The following is a 15,892-nucleotide window of genomic DNA, read 5'->3' as shown; positions in this document are numbered from 1 at the left end:
CTGGCAAGCGGACAAAAAAGTGCCGCCGTGGTGGAGGGGGGAGCCACGGCGGCACATTCTTAAACGGTGCGGCAGCCCGGAGAGGGGGATGAGGCTGCCGCAGGGTCCGGATAGGCGGGGGACGGGCCTGAGACCGGACTTCGGCAAAAACTGCCGATGCCCTACATTTATTCCTTTGAACGTGGCGATTCAAGGGCACGAAGATTACACTTTTGTAACATGCGCGTGATCGGACCGCAGCCCTGCTCAGCCCTTGCCGCGCGCGCGACGGTACTGTTCGACAGGCATTCCGCCGACGCCCCAATCCTCCAAATCGACTTCATTTATTACCACGAACGTCGTCGTCGGATCCTTGTCGAGAACGTCGACGAGAAGATCGGTTGTGCCCTTGATCAAGGCGGCTTTCTGCTCCGGCGTCACGCCTTCACGGGTAATCTTGATATTGACGTAGGGCATTCTTCTGCTCCCGTTCCCGGCGGCTCACTAGGACTGCAGGTCGAAGTGAAAAACCTTTGACATGATCTGCCAGCGGCCATCGAGCTTCACCAGCGTCAGGAAGTCGGTGAAATGCTTGCGCCCGATGGCGCAGTTGAGCTTGGCGAAGGCCGTCACCGGACCGGCGAACTCGATCGACACGATGCGATCAGTGCGCACCTCCGACCGGGTCGCCGGCGAGGCCGCTTGTCGACGATGGGGAAATACTCGTCCATGGTCAGCCGCAGCAGCTCGCCTTCCGTCGCGCAGGCGTAGATCGCCTGTTGGTGGAAAATCCTCGTCAGCCGCTTGGTGTCGCTGAAGTAGAGCCCGTCGAAATAATCCGTGAGCGCATCGGCGACTTCGGCATAGGCCGTGGCGTGGTCGGCGGCGGTCATGCCAGGCCCTCGGCGGCCATCGCGGCAACGACGGACGGGCGCTGATGCACGCGCTCGACGAAGGCCGACAGGCGTGGCCAGCGTGCAAGGCCGATCCCTGTTGGGCCGGTCCATCTGGCGACGACAAACAGATAGGCATCGGCAACCGAGAAATGGTCGCCGAGCAGGTAGGCACGGCCATCGGCGAACTGCCTTTCCATATGGTCGAGGCGATTGCCGACATTCGCTTCCGCCGCGTCCTTGGCTTCGCCCGTGGCTCCGTGAAACAGCGGCCCGAATGCCTTGTGCAGTTCGGATGCGATGAAGTTCAGCTGCTCCTGCAGCCTCGCACGGGCAAGCGTGCCCGGCTCCGGCGCCAGGCGCCGCGCGCCGTTGCTGTCGGCGAGATACTGGACAATCGCTGCGCCCTCAGTCAGCACCTCGCCATCGCCGAGCCGAAGCGCCGGCACATAGCCCTTGGGGTTGATGGCGCGGAAATCCGCCCCAGTTTCGGTCGTCTTGGTCTCGACGTCGACACGCTCGACGTCGAACTGCCCGCCCAGTTCGTGCAGCACGATGTGCGGTGAAAGCGAGCAGAATCCGGGTGTGTAATAGAGCTTCAAGTGAGGTTTCCTTGCGCCTGAAACGTTAAGGTCATGTTTGCAGGCGAAGGGCTAACAGATAATCGTTACCTCTGGATACCAGGTAACTTGAGGTGATCTTCATTATCGGGTATCCAGGCGGTAACGGCAGTTTCGCCGCAGTAACCCGACGATTACTGAGGTGCTCGAGCCATGGCGCTGAAACTTCGCAGAAACCGCGCTCCCGAGCCGCCCGAGGCCTGTCCGCTCAGCGAATGCATGTCGCTGCTCGGCGGCGCCTGGACACCCAACATCATCTGGTACCTCAGCGCCGGCCCGCGCCGCTTCGGCGAGCTGCGCCACGACATCCCAGCTATTTCGGCAAAGGTGCTGACCGGACGGCTGCGCGATCTCGAGGCCAAAGGCGTTTTGTGGCGCCGCGTGATGCCGACGTCGCCGCCCTCGGTGGAATACGGGCTGACCGACCTCGGCACCGAGTTCCAGCCGGCGATCGCGGCTATCGTGGCGATCGGGCACAAGATCAAGCAGCGCCAGGCCGCCCATGGCCAGTCCGACGACATGGCGATGCCAGCCTCCTGACATGGACACGGTCTGGGCTGGCGGCCAATGTCAGTTGCCGAGGCCGCGCCCCTTTGCACAAGGATGCTGGCCGCCTAGTCTTGGGCAAATCAGCCAATCCAACTCCGGAATGAACAGTCCATGCCCGTGCATGTCCGAGCCGCCCTGCCTCAAGACGCCAGCGCCATGGCCCGAATCCTGAACGAAATCATCGACATCGGCGGAACCACGGCGCATCGCGAGAAGTTCGATGACCAGCGCATCATCGACTACTTCATCTCGCCGAAACTCGGAATCAGCTGCTTCGTGGCGCTGGAGGGCGAGCAGGTGCTGGGGTTCCAGTCGCTCGACTGGTCCGACCCAGACTGGCCGGGCGATCGGCTGCCCCCCGACTGGGGCGTCATTGCAACCTTCGTCGATCCGCACGCGCACAAGCGGGGCGCCGGAAGGGCGTTGTTCGCCAACACGGTGGAAGCTGCGAAAAATGCGGGTGTCAGCTTCATCGACGCAACCATCCGCAAGGAAAACACCGGCGGCCAGGCTTATTACGGAGGCATTGGCTTTACCGACTATAGCGAGAGCGCCGAGACCGTCTCAAAGCGTTTTGCGCCGCAATAAGAGGCGCCAAGATCGCCCTCCGGCGCTTGAATGTTGCCGGTCGCAGCGCGTCAGCCGCCACCTTGTCGGTGTCGACGTGACGACCCGCAACAGATGGTGTCAACGACTTGTCAGTAGACGGCGGCAAAGCCCGCTTGACCATGGACAGCCGCGCTGTGCCAAGCTACCCGTATCGCCATGAAAAAAGGCGATCATCTCTTCCTAGTCGACGGCTCCGGCTACATCTTCCGCGCCTATCACGCGCTGCCGCCGCTGACCCGTAAGTCAGACGGCCTGCCGGTCGGCGCGGTGTCCGGTTTCTGCAACATGTTGTGGAAGCTGATGCTCGACGCGCGCAACACCGAAGCCGGCGTGGTGCCGACCCATTTCGCCGTCATCTTCGACTATTCCTCCAAGACCTTCCGCAACGAGCTCTATCCTGAATACAAGGCCAACCGCTCGGCGCCGCCGGAAGACCTGATCCCGCAATTCGGCCTGATCCGCCAGGCGACCAAAGCTTTCGAGCTGCCCTGCATCGAGATGGAGGGTTTCGAGGCCGACGACCTGATCGCAACCTACGCCAGGCTTGCCTGCGAGGCCGGCGGCGACACCACAATCGTCTCCTCCGACAAGGACCTGATGCAGCTCGTCGGTCCCAGCGTGTCGATGTACGACCCGATGAAGGATCGCCAGATCAACATCCCCGAGGTCATCGAGAAGTGGGGCGTGCCACCGGAGAAGATGATCGACCTGCAGGCGCTGACCGGCGACTCGGTCGACAACGTGCCGGGCGTTCCCGGCATCGGCCCAAAGACGGCAGCACAATTGCTCGAACAGTTCGGCGACCTCGACACGCTTCTCGCCCGTGCCTCCGAGATCAAGCAAGACAAGCGCCGCCAGTCGATCATCGACAACACCGAAAAGGCGCGCATTTCGCGCGAGCTGGTGCGGCTCAAGATCGATGTGCCGGTGACCGACGGGCTCGAAGATTTCGTGCTGCAGCCGCCCAACGGGCCGAAGCTGATCGGCTTCCTCAAGACCATGGAATTCACGTCGCTGACGCGCCGCGTCGCTGAGGCCACGGGCACCGAGGCGGGCGAGATCGAGGCCGTGCCGGTATCAGTGCAATGGGGCGCCGACGCGCATGGACCGGACGTCGGAGCGGGCGCAACACCTGCAGCGGCACCCGCCGCAGGTCCCGCCGCGCGTGCGAACGGCGGCAGCATCTCCGCCGCAGTGCCCCCGTCCGCCCCTGCCGACGGCGGCACCGCGCTCGACACGCCTACCGACCTCGCCAACAAGATCGCTGCAGCCGCAGTCTCGGAAAAATTCGACCACGCCGCCTATGTCACGATCCGTGACCTCGCGACACTGAAGGCCTGGGTGGCTGAAGCGACCGAGGCCGGCGTCATGGCATTCGACACCGAGACCAGCTCGCTCGATCCGATGCAGGCCGAGCTCGTCGGCATTTCTTTCGCCACCGCACCGGGACGCGCCGCCTATGTGCCGCTCGCCCATAAGAGCGGACGCGGCGACCTGCTCGGCGGTGGCCTGGTCGAGAACCAGATTCCGGTGCGCGACGCCCTAGCCACCCTCAAGCCGCTACTCGAAGACGGTTCGGTGCTGAAGATCGCGCAGAACCTGAAATACGACCTGGTGGTGATGAACCGCCACGGCGTCGACATCAGTCCGTTCGACGACACGATGCTGTTGTCCTACGTGCTCGACGGCGGCACCAATGGCGGCCACGGCATGGACCCGCTGTCGGAAAAATGGCTCGGCCACACGCCGATCGCCTTCAAGGACATCGCCGGCTCGGGAAAGAACTTCGTCGGCTTCGACCAGGTCGACATCGACAAGGCGACCGCCTATGCCGCCGAGGATGCCGACGTGACACTGCGCTTGTGGCGCGTGCTGAAGCCACGCCTCGCCGCCAAGGGGCTGACCTCGGTCTACGAGCGGCTGGAGCGCCCGCTGGTGCCGGTGTTGGCCGAGATGGAGCAGCGCGGCATCTCGGTCGACAGGCAGATCCTGTCGCGGCTGTCGGGCGAACTCGCCCAGGGTGCCGCGCGGCTTGAAGACGAGATCAACACGCTTGCCGGCGAGCGCTTCAACATCGGATCGCCCAAGCAGCTCGGCGACATCCTGTTCGGCCGCATGGGCCTGCCCGGCGGCACCAAGACCAAGACCGGCCAGTGGTCGACCTCGGCGCAGGTGCTCGAGGATCTCGCCGCCGAAGGCCACGAGCTGCCGCGCAAGATCGTTGATTGGCGCCAGCTGACCAAGCTGAAATCGACCTATACCGACGCCCTGCCCGGTTTCATCAACCCCGAGACCAAACGCGTCCACACCTCCTACGCGCTGGCCGCCACCACCACCGGCCGGCTGTCGTCGTCGGATCCTAACCTGCAGAACATTCCGATCCGCACCGCCGAAGGCCGCAAGATCCGCACCGCCTTCATCGCCGACAAGGGCAACAAGCTGATCTCGGCCGACTACAGCCAGATCGAGCTGCGCGTGCTCGCCCATGTCGCCGACATTGCCCAGCTCAAGCAGGCTTTCGCCGACGGCGTCGACATCCATGCCATGACGGCATCCGAAATGTTCTCGGTGCCGGTCGAGGGCATGCCGTCGGAAGTGCGCCGCCGCGCCAAGGCAATCAACTTCGGCATCATCTACGGCATCTCGGCCTTCGGCCTCGCCAATCAGCTGTCGATCCCGCGCGAGGAAGCGTCCGACTACATCAAGAAGTATTTCGAGCGCTTCCCCGGCATCCGCGCCTATATGGACGAGACCAAGGCGTTCTGCCGTGACAACGGCTATGTCGAGACCATCTTCGGCCGCCGCATCCACTATCCCGAAATCCGCTCGTCGAACCCGTCGGTACGCGCCTTCAATGAACGCGCCTCGATCAACGCCCGCCTGCAAGGCACCGCAGCCGACATCATCCGCCGGGCGATGATCCGCATGGACGACGCACTGATCGCGGCCAAGCTGTCGGCGCGCATGCTGCTCCAGGTACACGATGAACTGATCTTCGAAACTGTCGAGAATGAGGTCGCAGCGACGATCCCTGTAGTTCGGCACGTGATGGAGAACGCGGCCATGCCGGCCGCGTCGATGTCGGTGCCGCTGCATGTCGACGCCAACGCCGCCGACAGCTGGGACGAAGCGCACTGAGATGGAGTTCGCGGCGGCATCTGACCTGCCGACGCTGCTTTCCTTTTCCCTGACCTCTGTCATCATCGAGCTGACACCGGGGCCAAACATGACCTATCTGGCACTGGTGTCGGCTGGCGAAGGCCGCCGCGCCGGCTTCGCCACGGTGGCCGGCATCGCGCTCGGTCTCGCCACCATCGGCGTGGTCGCGGCACTTGGCGTCACCGAATTGATCCAGTCATCGCACCTGCTCTACGAGGGCCTGCGCTGGGCCGGCGTATTGTTCCTGCTCTTTCTCGCCTATGAAGGCTGGCGCGGTCCGGGCGACGTGGTATCCGAAGGCAACGATGCCGACCGGCGCTATTTCACCCGCGGGCTGGTAACCAACCTTCTGAACCCGAAGGCGGCGGTGTTCTATGTCGCTGTGCTGCCGACCTTCATCATCGCCGACAAGCCGGTGCTGTCGCAGACGCTCACGCTGACCGCCATCTATGTCGCGGTCGCGACCATCATCCATGCATTGATCGTGGCACTGGCAGGGACGCTCGAGCCCTTGCTCAACAACCCACGGATTGAGAAGGTCGCGCGAAAGTTCCTGTCGGCGCTGCTGGCGGCCGTGGCCGTCTGGTTCGCGTTTGCGACGGCACGCTAAGCTGGTTCAGGCGGCGATCGCAGCACATTTGGCGCAAGTGCCGCGGAACTCGATTACTGCCTTCTTGGCGACGAAGCCGGTCGATCCAACCCAGTGATCGAGCTGCTTGCCGATCGTCTCGTCCGAGATCTCGGTCACCTGGCCACAGGTGTCGCAGATGGCAAAGGCCGTCATGCGGTGGTTGTGATGGCTGTGGTCGTGCGGCTCGGAGCAGGCGACGAAGGCATTCAGGCTTTCGAGGCGATGGACGAACCCGTCCTTCATCAGCGCTTCAAGGGCGCGATAGACCTGCAGCGGCGCGCGAAAACCCTCGTCGCGCAACTGGTCGAGCAGCGTGTAGGCGCTGAGCGGTCCGGTCGCCACTTCGAGTTTCTCCAGAACCTTCTGCTGGTTCTTCGTCAGCGTAACCCGCGCCGCCATCTTTCCGCTTTCACCTTCCTCGGCCGGGCCGATGCCCGGACGGAACAATCCACCGCCTAAGATGGCGACTGGACACGGGTTTTGCTAGCGCGTCCGGCCGGCAAAGACAATCTGCCCCAAAAGCAAACGGCGGGAACGCCCGCCGCCTGCATGTTTCGAACCTTCAGAGCACCAGCTTATTTCTTCTGCCGCGCCGGCCCTTCGCGCTCGGACGAGCGGGCCCACAGGTTGATGTCGGCCTCGCGGGCATAGGTGTCGATCTCGGCCAGTTCCGCATCGGTGAAGATTGCGTTCTTCAGCGCGCCGACACAATCCTCGACCTGCTCAGGACGGCTGGCGCCGATCAGTGCCGAAGTGACGCGGCCGCCACGCAGCACCCAGGCCAGCGCCATCTGCGCCAGCGTCTGGCCGCGGCGTTCGGCAATACCGTTCAGCGCACGGATGTTGGCGAGGTTCTTGTCGTTGAGGAAGGCCGGGCGCAGCGACTTGCCCTGCGATGCGCGGCTGCCTTCCGGCACGCCGCCGAGATATTTGCCGGTCAGCATGCCCTGTGCCAGCGGCGAGAACACGATCGAACCGATGCCCAACCCGTCGAGCGCGTCGAGCAGGCCGTCATCCTCGACCCAGCGGTTGATCAGCGAATAGCTCGGCTGGTGGATCAGGCAGGGCGTACCGAGCTGGCGCAGGATGTCGGCCGCCTCACGGGTGCGCTGGGCATTGTATGAGGAGATGCCGGCATAAAGCGCCTTGCCGGAGCGCACGGCATGGTCGAGCGCACCCATCGTCTCTTCGAGCGGGGTGTCCGGGTCGAAGCGGTGCGAATAGAAGATGTCGACATAGTCGAGACCCATGCGCTTCAGGCTCTGGTCGAGACTCGCCAACACATATTTGCGGCTGCCCCACTCGCCGTAGGGACCGGGCCACATGTCGTAACCGGCCTTGGTCGAAATGATCATCTCGTCGCGGAGACCGGCAAAGTCGGTGCGCAGGATGTCGCCGAAGGCGGTCTCGGCCGAGCCGGGCGGCGGGCCATAATTGTTGGCAAGGTCGAAGTGGGTGATGCCGAGGTCGAAAGCCTTCTGGCAGATGGCGCGCTTGGTGTTGTGCGGCGTGTCCTCGCCGAAATTGTGCCACAGGCCGAGCGAGATCGCCGGCAGTTTGAGCCCCGATTTGCCGCAGCGATTGTAGACCATGTTTTCGTAACGGTTCGCAGCCGGCTGCCAGGTCATGATGCTGTCCTCGAATGGAAAGGGGAATCGGCCGATAGGCCGTTCCCCTGTCTTAGCCTATTTCGACGGAGCCAGCAGCCCCCTTGCAGCAGCCGGGCCGAGCGGCTCCGGGCGCTCGCAGGTCGTCTGCATCTCGACGAACTTCTTCGTCTCGCCCGACTTCAGTATACCGGTCATGATATCGATGACGTGGTTGGCGAGTTCCAGCGAACAGCGATGGGGCCTGCCCTGCATGATTGCCAGCGCCATGTCGGCGAGACCCGCCGTGCGGTAATTGGCCATCATGCCGTGCGGATGCTTCTCGTTGGCAACCGAGAAGGGGTGGTCCCATTTCGGCAGCGTCTTCACAGGCTTTTCGCCCCTGGTGTAGCTGAGATCACCGCCGAAGAAATTGGGGTCCGGCATGTGGATGGTGCCCTGCTCGCCATAAAGCTCCATCGGCGCGTGGCCGCTGTTCCAGACATCCCAGCTGGCATTGAAGGTAAAGACAGCGCCGTTCTCGAACTCCATCAGCGCAAGGATCGTCGTCGGTGTCGTCACCAGAATCTTCTCGCCAGCGCGTGGCTTCGACAAGATGGTTCGCTCCTTCGCCGGGATCGACGACAGTGCAGCCACGCGGGCAACCGGCCCGATCAACTGGACCAGATTGGCGATGTAATACGGTCCGAGATCGAGGATCGGCCCGCCGCCCGGCTGGAAGAAGAAGTCGGGGTTGGGGTGCCAATGCTCCATGCCATGGCTCATCACGTGGCAGGTGCCCGAGGTGATCCTGCCGAGCTTGCCGGTGTCGATCAAGTGCCGCGCCAGTTGATGTGAGCCGCCGAGGAAGGTGTCGGGCGCCGAGCCGATGCGCACGCCCTTCTTGTCGGCGCGCTTCTTGAGGTCGAGCCCGTCCTTGATGGCCAGCACGAATGGCTTTTCCGAATAGACGTGCTTGCCAGCTTCGATTGCCTGCCTCGACACCTCGTAGTGCACCGCCGGAATGGTCAGATTGACGACGATGTCGATGTCGTCAGATGCCAAAAGCCCTTCGACCGTCTCGGCGCGCAGCTTGAATTCCTTCGCCCGTGCCTTGGCCGCATCCATGTTGATGTCGGCGCAGGCACGCATCTCGATGCCTTTGAATTCAGGCGCATGCTTGAAGTAGGTCTTCGAGATGTTACCGCAGCCGATCACCCCGACGCCGAGTTTCCTTGCCATATGCTGTTCCCCCTAGAAGGTCTTGGCGGCTGCGATCGAGCGGCTTGCGAAGCGCTCGAAATCGGCCGGGTTGTCGTGTTCCATGACAAAATACTTCGCCGGCGTGTTCTTGCGCAAAGCCGTCACCAGCCCCGCCCAGTCGACCGTGCCGTGTCCGACGTCGGACCAGCCGTCCTCATCCGTCGCCAAGCCTTGAGGCGCGATGTCCTTGACGTGGACAGCCAGGATGCGCGGGCCGAACTCCTCGATCCAGTGCAGCGGGTCGGATCCGCCGCGGATCACCCAGGCGACGTCCATTTCCCAGCCGACCTCAGGGGCGGCCTCCAGGATCACGCGTTGTGGCACCACGCCGCCAACCGGCACGAACTCGAAGTCATGGTTATGCCAGGCAAAGTCGAAACCTGCTTCTTTGGCCTTTGCGCCAATGGCAGCAAGACGCCTGCCGAATGCCCGCCAGCCATCCGCGTCGGTAGGCCGTTCCGCCGGCTCGAGCCACGGGCAGGCGATCAGCTTCATGCCGAGCGTCCTGGCGATGCCTGCCGCCTTGGCGAAATCCTGCTCCAGAAGGTCGATGCCGAAATGGCCGCTCGGCATGGCCAGACCGTTCTTGTCGAGCTCGGCGCGGAACGCCGCGGGCTCTTCGTAGACGGCGCCAAAGCCCTCGACTTGGGCGTAACCGAGGGCGCCGAGCGTCTTGAGCACATTCTGCCAGGGTTGAAAGTTGCGGGCGCTGTAGAGTTGGAATGACCAGTCCATGGTTCTGTCCGTTTGTTTGGGAGGGGATTTCACATGCGGCTGCCGCTCTGGCCGTCGAACAGCGAGGCGCGCGCTGGATCGAAGCCGATGCGCAGCTGATCGCCCGACGCCAGATGGCGTTCGGCCTCGACGCGGAAGGCGAAACTCTGGCCGCCAAGCTTCGTCCAGACCAGCGTGTCCGAACCCATCGGTTCGACCAGCTCGACCCTGGCGTCCACTTGAAAGGGCATGGCAGCAGCGGCATCGCCCGTGGCAATGTGCTCCGGCCGCACGCCGAACACCGCCTTGCCGGGCTTAGCCGCGTCGCCAAAACCGTAGCGGCCGAGCGGTATCTTTGTGTCTGTCGCGACGAATGTCGGCGCATCGCCCTCAACCTCGCCGTCGAGAAAGTTCATGCCGGGCGAGCCGAGGAAGCCGGCGACGAAGCGATTGACCGGTTTGTTGTAGATCACCTGCGGCGCGTCGAGCTGCTGGATCACGCCGCCCTTCATGACGGCGATGCGGTCGGCCAGCGTCATCGCCTCGATCTGGTCGTGGGTGACGTAGATCATGGTGTTGGCGAGTTTCTGGTGCAGCCGCTTGATTTCGACGCGCAGCTCCGAGCGCAGTTTGGCGTCGAGATTGGACAGTGGCTCATCGAACAGGAACACGTCGACATCACGTACCAGCGCCCGGCCGATCGCCACGCGCTGGCGCTGCCCGCCCGACAGCGCCGCCGGCTTGCGCTGGAGCAGCGGCTCGATCTGCAGGATCTCGGCTGCGCGGGCGATACGCCTTGCGATCTCGTCCTTCGCCATGCCTGCCGTCTTCAGGCCGAAGGACAGGTTTCCCTCCACCGTCATCTGCGGATAGAGCGCATAGGACTGGAACACCATGCCGATGCCGCGATCCTTGGGCTCCTCCCAGGTGACGTTCTTGCCCTTGATGAAGATCTGCCCTTCGGACACGTCGAGCAGGCCGGCTATGCAGTTGAGCAGCGTGGACTTGCCGCAGCCGGAGGGACCGAGCAACACCAGGAACTCGCCCTCGGGCACGTCGAGGTTTAGCTCCTTGAGCACATCATAGGCGCCGAAGCTGAGCGAAACGTCCCTGACCTGGACACTCGTCATCGCCTCACCCCTTCACCGCGCCGGCGGCGATGCCGCGGACGAAAAGCTTGCCTGAAATGAAGTAGATGACGAGCGGAACCAGTCCGGTCAGAAGGGTGGCTGCCATGTTGACGTTGTACTCCTTCACGCCCTGTACGGCGTTGACGATGTTGTTGAGCTGGACCGTCATCGGATAGGTGTCGGGCTTGGTGTAGACGACGCCGAACAGGAAATCGTTCCAGATGCCGGTGACCTGCAGGATGATCGCCACGACGAAGATCGGCAACGACATCGGCAGCATGATCCTGAGATAGATCGTCCAGAAGCCGGCACCGTCGACACGAGCCGCCTTGAACAGCTCCTCCGGCAGCGAGGCGAAATAGTTGCGGAACAACAGCGTCAGGATCGGCATGCCGAAGATGGTGTGCACCAGCACCAGGCCCCACAGCGAGCCATAGAGGCCGATCTCGCGCAGCACGATGACTACAGGATAGAGCATCACTTGGTAGGGAATGAAGGCGCCGACGACGAGCACGGTGAAAAACACCTCGGCGCCTTTGAAGCGCCAGTTGGCCAGCGCGTAGCCATTGATCGAGGCGATTGATATCGACAGGAACACCGACGGCACGGTGATCATCACCGAGTTCCAGAAGCCGCGCGACAGCCCGTCGCAATTGAGGCCGGTGCAGGCCGTCGACCATGCCTTGATCCATGGCTCGAAGGTGATCTCGACCGGCGGCGAGAAGATGTTGCCGAGCCGGATTTCGGGCATGCCCTTCAGCGACGTCACCACCATCACATAGAGCGGCAGCAGGTAGTAGACGGCGACAAGCGCCAGCGTGCCGTAGATGAAGACGTTGCGGCGGGAGAAGCGGCGGCGCGGCCTGGGGCCATGCGGCCCCGACAGCGCCCTTGCGCGGGCGGGCATGGCGCTTGCCACCGCAAGTTCGGGGGCGGCGCGCAGAAGCTGCTCAGCCATGGCGGCGCCTCCTGGCGAATTCGAGATAGGCCCAGGGCACGATGACGATGACGACCGACAGCAGCATCATTGTCGAGGCGGCGAAGCCCTGCCCCAGATTCTGCGCCAGGAACATGTAGTTGTAGACGTATTTGGCCGGCACTTCGGATGCGATGCCGGGGCCGCCGCTGGTCTGGGCGACAACGAGGTCGTAGACCTTGACGATGCCGCTGGCGATGATCACCAACGTGGTCACAAGCACCGGCCGCATCATCGGGATGACGATGAAGACATAGGTCTTCCAGGTCGGGATGCCGTCGACGCGCGCCGCCTTCCAGATGTCGCCGTCGATGCCGCGCAGGCCTGCCAGCATCAGACACATGATCAGCCCCGTGCCCTGCCACAGCCCGGCGATCAGAATGCCGTAGATGACGATGTCGGCATTGTAGAGCGGGTCGAAGGTGAAGCTTTCCCAGCCGAGATTGCGAACCACCTGCTGGATGCCGAAATTTGGATTGAGGATCCACTGCCACGCCAGGCCGGTGACGATGAAGGACAGCGCGAAAGGGTAGAGAAAGATGGTGCGGAAGGTGTTCTCGAAACGGATCTTCTGGTCCATCAGGGCAGCCAGCACAAAGCCGATGACCAGTGAAAAGACCAGCGTGCAGACGCCGTAGATGGCGAGGTTCTCGACCGCCACCAGCCAGCGCGGCGTCGCCCACAGTCGCTCGTACTGGTCGAAGCCGACGAAGCTGGCGCGGGGCAGCAGTTTGGAGTTGGTAAAGGAATAAAACACCGTCCACGCCGTGCCGCCGACGAAAATGACCAGCGCGGTCAGGATCATCGGGATCGAGGCGATCTTGGCATTCAGGTTGCGAAACAAGCTGAATGGTCGGCCCTGATACGTCGGGGTCATCGGTCGGCACCCATCCGGATCGTCAGCCAATCTGCCGGTCCCGACATGTCGGGGCCGGCAGAACGCCGCTGACAGGACTGCAGCATCTCAGGCAGGAACCGGGTCGGGAAGCCCGGATGCCCTGCCCTAGTCCGCAGCGGCGATGATTTCGGCAAAGCGTTTCTGCGCGTCTTGTGGCGAAAGCTCCTTGTTGGCGAAGAACTCCACGAACAGATCATTGATCTGGGTCACGCCATCGGCCGACATCAACTGGTCGGGCGCCGGGATGATGTTGCCCTTGGCGAGGATCTCGAGCCCCTTCTTCATGCAGTCATTGGCGGCGTTCAGGTCGACGTCGCCGCGCACCGGCAGCGAGCCCTTTTTGAGGTTGAAGGCAACCTGGGTCGCCGGCGACAGCATCACCGAGGCAAGCGCCTCCTGTGCCTTGGCCTTTTCAGGATCGGTCTGCTTGGGGAAGTAGAAGGCATCGCCGCCGGTCGAGATGATCTCGTTGACGCCGAGGCCGGGCAGGCAGGTGTAATCCTTGCCGGCAACCTGGCCGGCGACCTGGAACTCGCCCTGAGCCCAGTCGCCCATGATCTGTCCGCCGGCCTTGCCGTTGATGACCATGCTTGTCGCCTGGTTCCACTCCTGGACGTTGGACCTGGCCGACATCTGGCGCGCCTGGTCGGCGGCGGCGAAGACCTTGGCCATTTCGGCGCCGGCAGCCAAAGTCGCGTCCTTGTCGCCAAACACTTTCTGGAACGTTTCCGGACCGGCAAGTGCGACGAGGATGACCTGGAAGGCGAGCGTCGTCTGCCAGGGCTGCTGGCCGATGGCGAGCGGTACGATGCCCGCCTTTTCCAGCGCCGGCGCCGCTGCGACGAACTCGTCCCAGTTCTTCGGTACCGCCACGCCGGCGTCGGCAAAGGCCTTGTTGGACAGCCACAGCCACTGCTGCGAATGGATGTTGACCGGCACGCAGTAGATCTTGCCGTCCAGCGTGCAGCCGTCGAGCAGGCTCTTGGGGTGGATGAACTTTGTCCAGCCCTCCTTCTGTGCCAGTTCGGTGAAATCGCGCATCAATCCAGCCTGGACGAGCTCTTCCGCCTGGCGGCCATGATTGAACTGGGTTGCGCCCATCGGATCGCCGCCGGTGATGCGCCCGATCATGATCGGGCGAGCGATGTCACCGGAACCGGCGATGGCGCCGTCGACCCATTTGTTGCCGGTGGCATCGAAGGCCTTGGCGAGTTCGGCAACTGCCGCCGCCTCGCCGCCGGAGGTCCACCAGTGCGTCACTTCGAGATCGGTCGCGGAGGCTGAACCTGCAGCCCCAAACACGACGCTTGCTGCAAATGCAGCTGTCGTCAGCCTATAACGCATCGTACTCCTCCCTGAATCTGAAACGTTACAGGTACGGACGTTAGGCGAAGTTTTTGGCCGCTGCAATGGGTGTGCGATATTTTCTTCGCGAGCCGAACTAAAGCCAGGAGAAGCAGCAGCCCTGTTGCGCTGGTAAATCGCGCCGCAATGCAGCATTTCCAAGCAAATCATGCAGATGAATCAACAGTCGACAGCCATTTTGCAGCGCACGGTCACGCCTGAGCCGTCGACCGTGGGGGCTCTCCAAAAACACCGTGAATTGGCACAATGTGAAACGTTACAGTTCTTGCAGGAAAGCGCTTGTCAGGTCCATCATGCAAATGCGATATGCGCCGAGCAGGGATCACGGTGGGGCAATGGCCATGAACGACAAGACACCGCCGGATGAAAATGCCGACCAGGCCGCTGGCGGCGAGGCCAATCCGCCGACGCTGAAGACCATCGCCTTCATGACCGGCCTCGGCGTCACGACCGTCTCGCGCGCGCTCAAGGACGCCCCCGAAATCGGCGCGGCGACCAGGCAGCGCGTGCAGCTCGTCGCCCGCCAGATCGGTTACCGGCCAAACCGCGCCGGCGTGCGCCTGCGCACCGGCAAGACCAATGTCATCAGCCTGGTGCTCGACACCGAGGAGCAGGTCGGCGGCTTCGTCTCGGACCTCATCTACGGCATCTCCGAGGCGCTGGCGCAGACTCCCTATCACCTGGTGGTGACACCCTATTCGCGCAACAACGATCCGCTGGAGCCGGTGCGTTATGTCGTCGAGACGGCGTCGGCCGACGGCGTCATCATCTCGCGCACCGAACCCGACGACAAACGTGTGCGTTACATGACCGAGCGCGGCATGCCTTTTGCCACCCATGGCCGCACCCATATGGGCATCGACCATGCGTTCCACGATTTCGACAACCATGCCTATTCAATCGAGGCGGTGAAGAAGCTCGCAGCGCTCGGGCGCAAGCGCCTGGCGCTGCTCGCCCCGCCCTCGAACCTCAGCTACTACCATCACATGCGCGACGGCTTCGCTGACGCCCTGATGGAACACGGATTGAGCGAAGTGCCGTTCCCGATGGCCACCGTCGACCATTCCATCGAGGACATTCGAAAGCAGACCGTCGAGCTGATGCGCCGACCCAACCGTCCAGATGCCTTCGTCAGCGGCGCGGGGGCCGGCACCTTCGCGCTGGTCGCCGGCATCGAGGAGGCCGGCTTCCGGATCGGCCAGGACGTCGACATCGTTTCCAAGCAATCGTCAAAACTGCTGCACCTGCTCAGACCGCAGCTCTACGTCGTCAATGAAGACGTGCGGCTGGCGGGCGCCGAACTCGCCCGCGCCGTGCTCGGCCGCATCGCCGGGCGCGACATCGGTGCCCTGCAGAGCCTCAGCAAGCCCAAGGCGGTCGAGGCCTACGAGACACCCGGATCAGGAAAAGACGACACCACCTGAGCAGCCCTCTCCCCGTATACGTGGCGAGGGGGGCCGCGCCGCGGCAGCTTCCCGTCTCCCCATTCACCGGGAGACGCTGTCAGCAGGCGGATGAGG

General features: G+C 63.2%; 15 protein-coding genes and 1 pseudogene. 5 read left to right on the top strand and 11 right to left on the bottom strand.

Features of this window, described 5'->3' with window-relative positions:
- Positions 1–246: 246 nt before the first annotated feature.
- The 3 genes and pseudogenes from HNQ95_RS04265 to gstA form a co-directional block, all read right to left on the bottom strand.
- Positions 247–456: a tautomerase family protein gene (locus HNQ95_RS04265; protein ID WP_154384551.1), complete on the bottom strand. Its 210-nt coding sequence runs from the start codon at positions 454–456 to the stop codon at positions 247–249.
- 27 nt (positions 457–483) lie between these two features.
- Positions 484–872 (bottom strand): annotated as a pseudogene (locus HNQ95_RS04260) (nuclear transport factor 2 family protein).
- Positions 869–1,474 carry a glutathione transferase GstA gene (gene gstA, locus HNQ95_RS04255; protein ID WP_154384550.1) on the bottom strand — a complete coding sequence of 202 codons (606 nt, stop codon included), beginning with the start codon at positions 1,472–1,474 and terminating at the stop codon, positions 869–871. The pseudogene HNQ95_RS04260 and the gene gstA overlap by 4 nt, the downstream one beginning before the upstream one ends.
- A gap of 171 nt (positions 1,475–1,645) precedes the next feature.
- Between gstA and HNQ95_RS04250 the strand changes: the two genes are divergently transcribed.
- The 4 genes from HNQ95_RS04250 to HNQ95_RS04235 all read left to right on the top strand — a co-directional run bounded on the left by HNQ95_RS04250 (position 1,646) and on the right by HNQ95_RS04235 (position 6,419).
- The gene (locus HNQ95_RS04250) at positions 1,646–2,032 is read left to right on the top strand and encodes a winged helix-turn-helix transcriptional regulator (RefSeq protein WP_154384549.1); all 387 of its coding nucleotides are present in this window, start codon (positions 1,646–1,648) and stop codon (positions 2,030–2,032) included.
- A 120-nt stretch (positions 2,033–2,152) separates the two neighbouring features.
- Positions 2,153–2,629 (top strand): GNAT family N-acetyltransferase, encoded by a 477-nt coding sequence (locus HNQ95_RS04245; protein WP_154384548.1) that lies wholly within the window; start codon positions 2,153–2,155, stop codon positions 2,627–2,629.
- Between the two features lie 177 nt (positions 2,630–2,806).
- Positions 2,807–5,788: a DNA polymerase I gene (gene polA, locus HNQ95_RS04240; protein ID WP_182573583.1), complete on the top strand. Its 2,982-nt coding sequence runs from the start codon at positions 2,807–2,809 to the stop codon at positions 5,786–5,788.
- A gap of 1 nt (position 5,789) precedes the next feature.
- Positions 5,790–6,419 (top strand): LysE family translocator, encoded by a 630-nt coding sequence (locus HNQ95_RS04235; protein ID WP_154384723.1) that lies wholly within the window; start codon positions 5,790–5,792, stop codon positions 6,417–6,419.
- Between the two features lie 6 nt (positions 6,420–6,425).
- On the opposite strand, the gene HNQ95_RS04230 is transcribed toward HNQ95_RS04235, so the two are convergent.
- The 8 genes from HNQ95_RS04230 to HNQ95_RS04195 form a co-directional block, all read right to left on the bottom strand.
- The gene (locus HNQ95_RS04230) at positions 6,426–6,839 is read right to left on the bottom strand and encodes a Fur family transcriptional regulator (RefSeq protein ID WP_115733516.1); all 414 of its coding nucleotides are present in this window, start codon (positions 6,837–6,839) and stop codon (positions 6,426–6,428) included.
- A gap of 176 nt (positions 6,840–7,015) precedes the next feature.
- The gene (mgrA, locus tag HNQ95_RS04225; protein ID WP_154384546.1) at positions 7,016–8,068 is read right to left on the bottom strand and encodes an L-glyceraldehyde 3-phosphate reductase; all 1,053 of its coding nucleotides are present in this window, start codon (positions 8,066–8,068) and stop codon (positions 7,016–7,018) included.
- A 57-nt stretch (positions 8,069–8,125) separates the two neighbouring features.
- Positions 8,126–9,268 carry a Gfo/Idh/MocA family protein gene (locus HNQ95_RS04220; RefSeq protein WP_182573584.1) on the bottom strand — a complete coding sequence of 381 codons (1,143 nt, stop codon included), beginning with the start codon at positions 9,266–9,268 and terminating at the stop codon, positions 8,126–8,128.
- Between the two features lie 12 nt (positions 9,269–9,280).
- Positions 9,281–10,024 carry a sugar phosphate isomerase/epimerase family protein gene (locus tag HNQ95_RS04215; RefSeq protein ID WP_154384544.1) on the bottom strand — a complete coding sequence of 248 codons (744 nt, stop codon included), beginning with the start codon at positions 10,022–10,024 and terminating at the stop codon, positions 9,281–9,283.
- 29 nt (positions 10,025–10,053) lie between these two features.
- Entirely contained in the window at positions 10,054–11,133 is a 1,080-nt protein-coding gene (locus HNQ95_RS04210) for an ABC transporter ATP-binding protein (RefSeq protein ID WP_154384543.1), read from the bottom strand.
- 4 nt (positions 11,134–11,137) lie between these two features.
- Positions 11,138–12,040, bottom strand: coding sequence for a carbohydrate ABC transporter permease (locus tag HNQ95_RS04205; protein ID WP_154384722.1), 903 nt, complete (start codon positions 12,038–12,040; stop codon positions 11,138–11,140).
- A 43-nt stretch (positions 12,041–12,083) separates the two neighbouring features.
- Entirely contained in the window at positions 12,084–12,986 is a 903-nt protein-coding gene (locus tag HNQ95_RS04200) for a carbohydrate ABC transporter permease (RefSeq protein WP_154384542.1), read from the bottom strand.
- A 126-nt stretch (positions 12,987–13,112) separates the two neighbouring features.
- Positions 13,113–14,351: an ABC transporter substrate-binding protein gene (locus tag HNQ95_RS04195; protein ID WP_154384541.1), complete on the bottom strand. Its 1,239-nt coding sequence runs from the start codon at positions 14,349–14,351 to the stop codon at positions 13,113–13,115.
- Positions 14,352–14,707: 356 nt separating this feature from the next.
- On the opposite strand from HNQ95_RS04195, the gene HNQ95_RS04190 reads away from it, so the two are divergent.
- Entirely contained in the window at positions 14,708–15,796 is a 1,089-nt protein-coding gene (locus tag HNQ95_RS04190) for a LacI family transcriptional regulator (protein WP_154384540.1), read from the top strand.
- Positions 15,797–15,892: the final 96 nt, after the last annotated feature.

The organism is Aminobacter ciceronei, assembly GCF_014138625.1.
GTDB lineage: Bacteria > Pseudomonadota > Alphaproteobacteria > Rhizobiales > Rhizobiaceae > Aminobacter > Aminobacter ciceronei.
The sequence above is the reverse complement of the archived record's forward strand: the minus strand, read 5'-3'. Positions and strand labels throughout refer to the sequence as shown.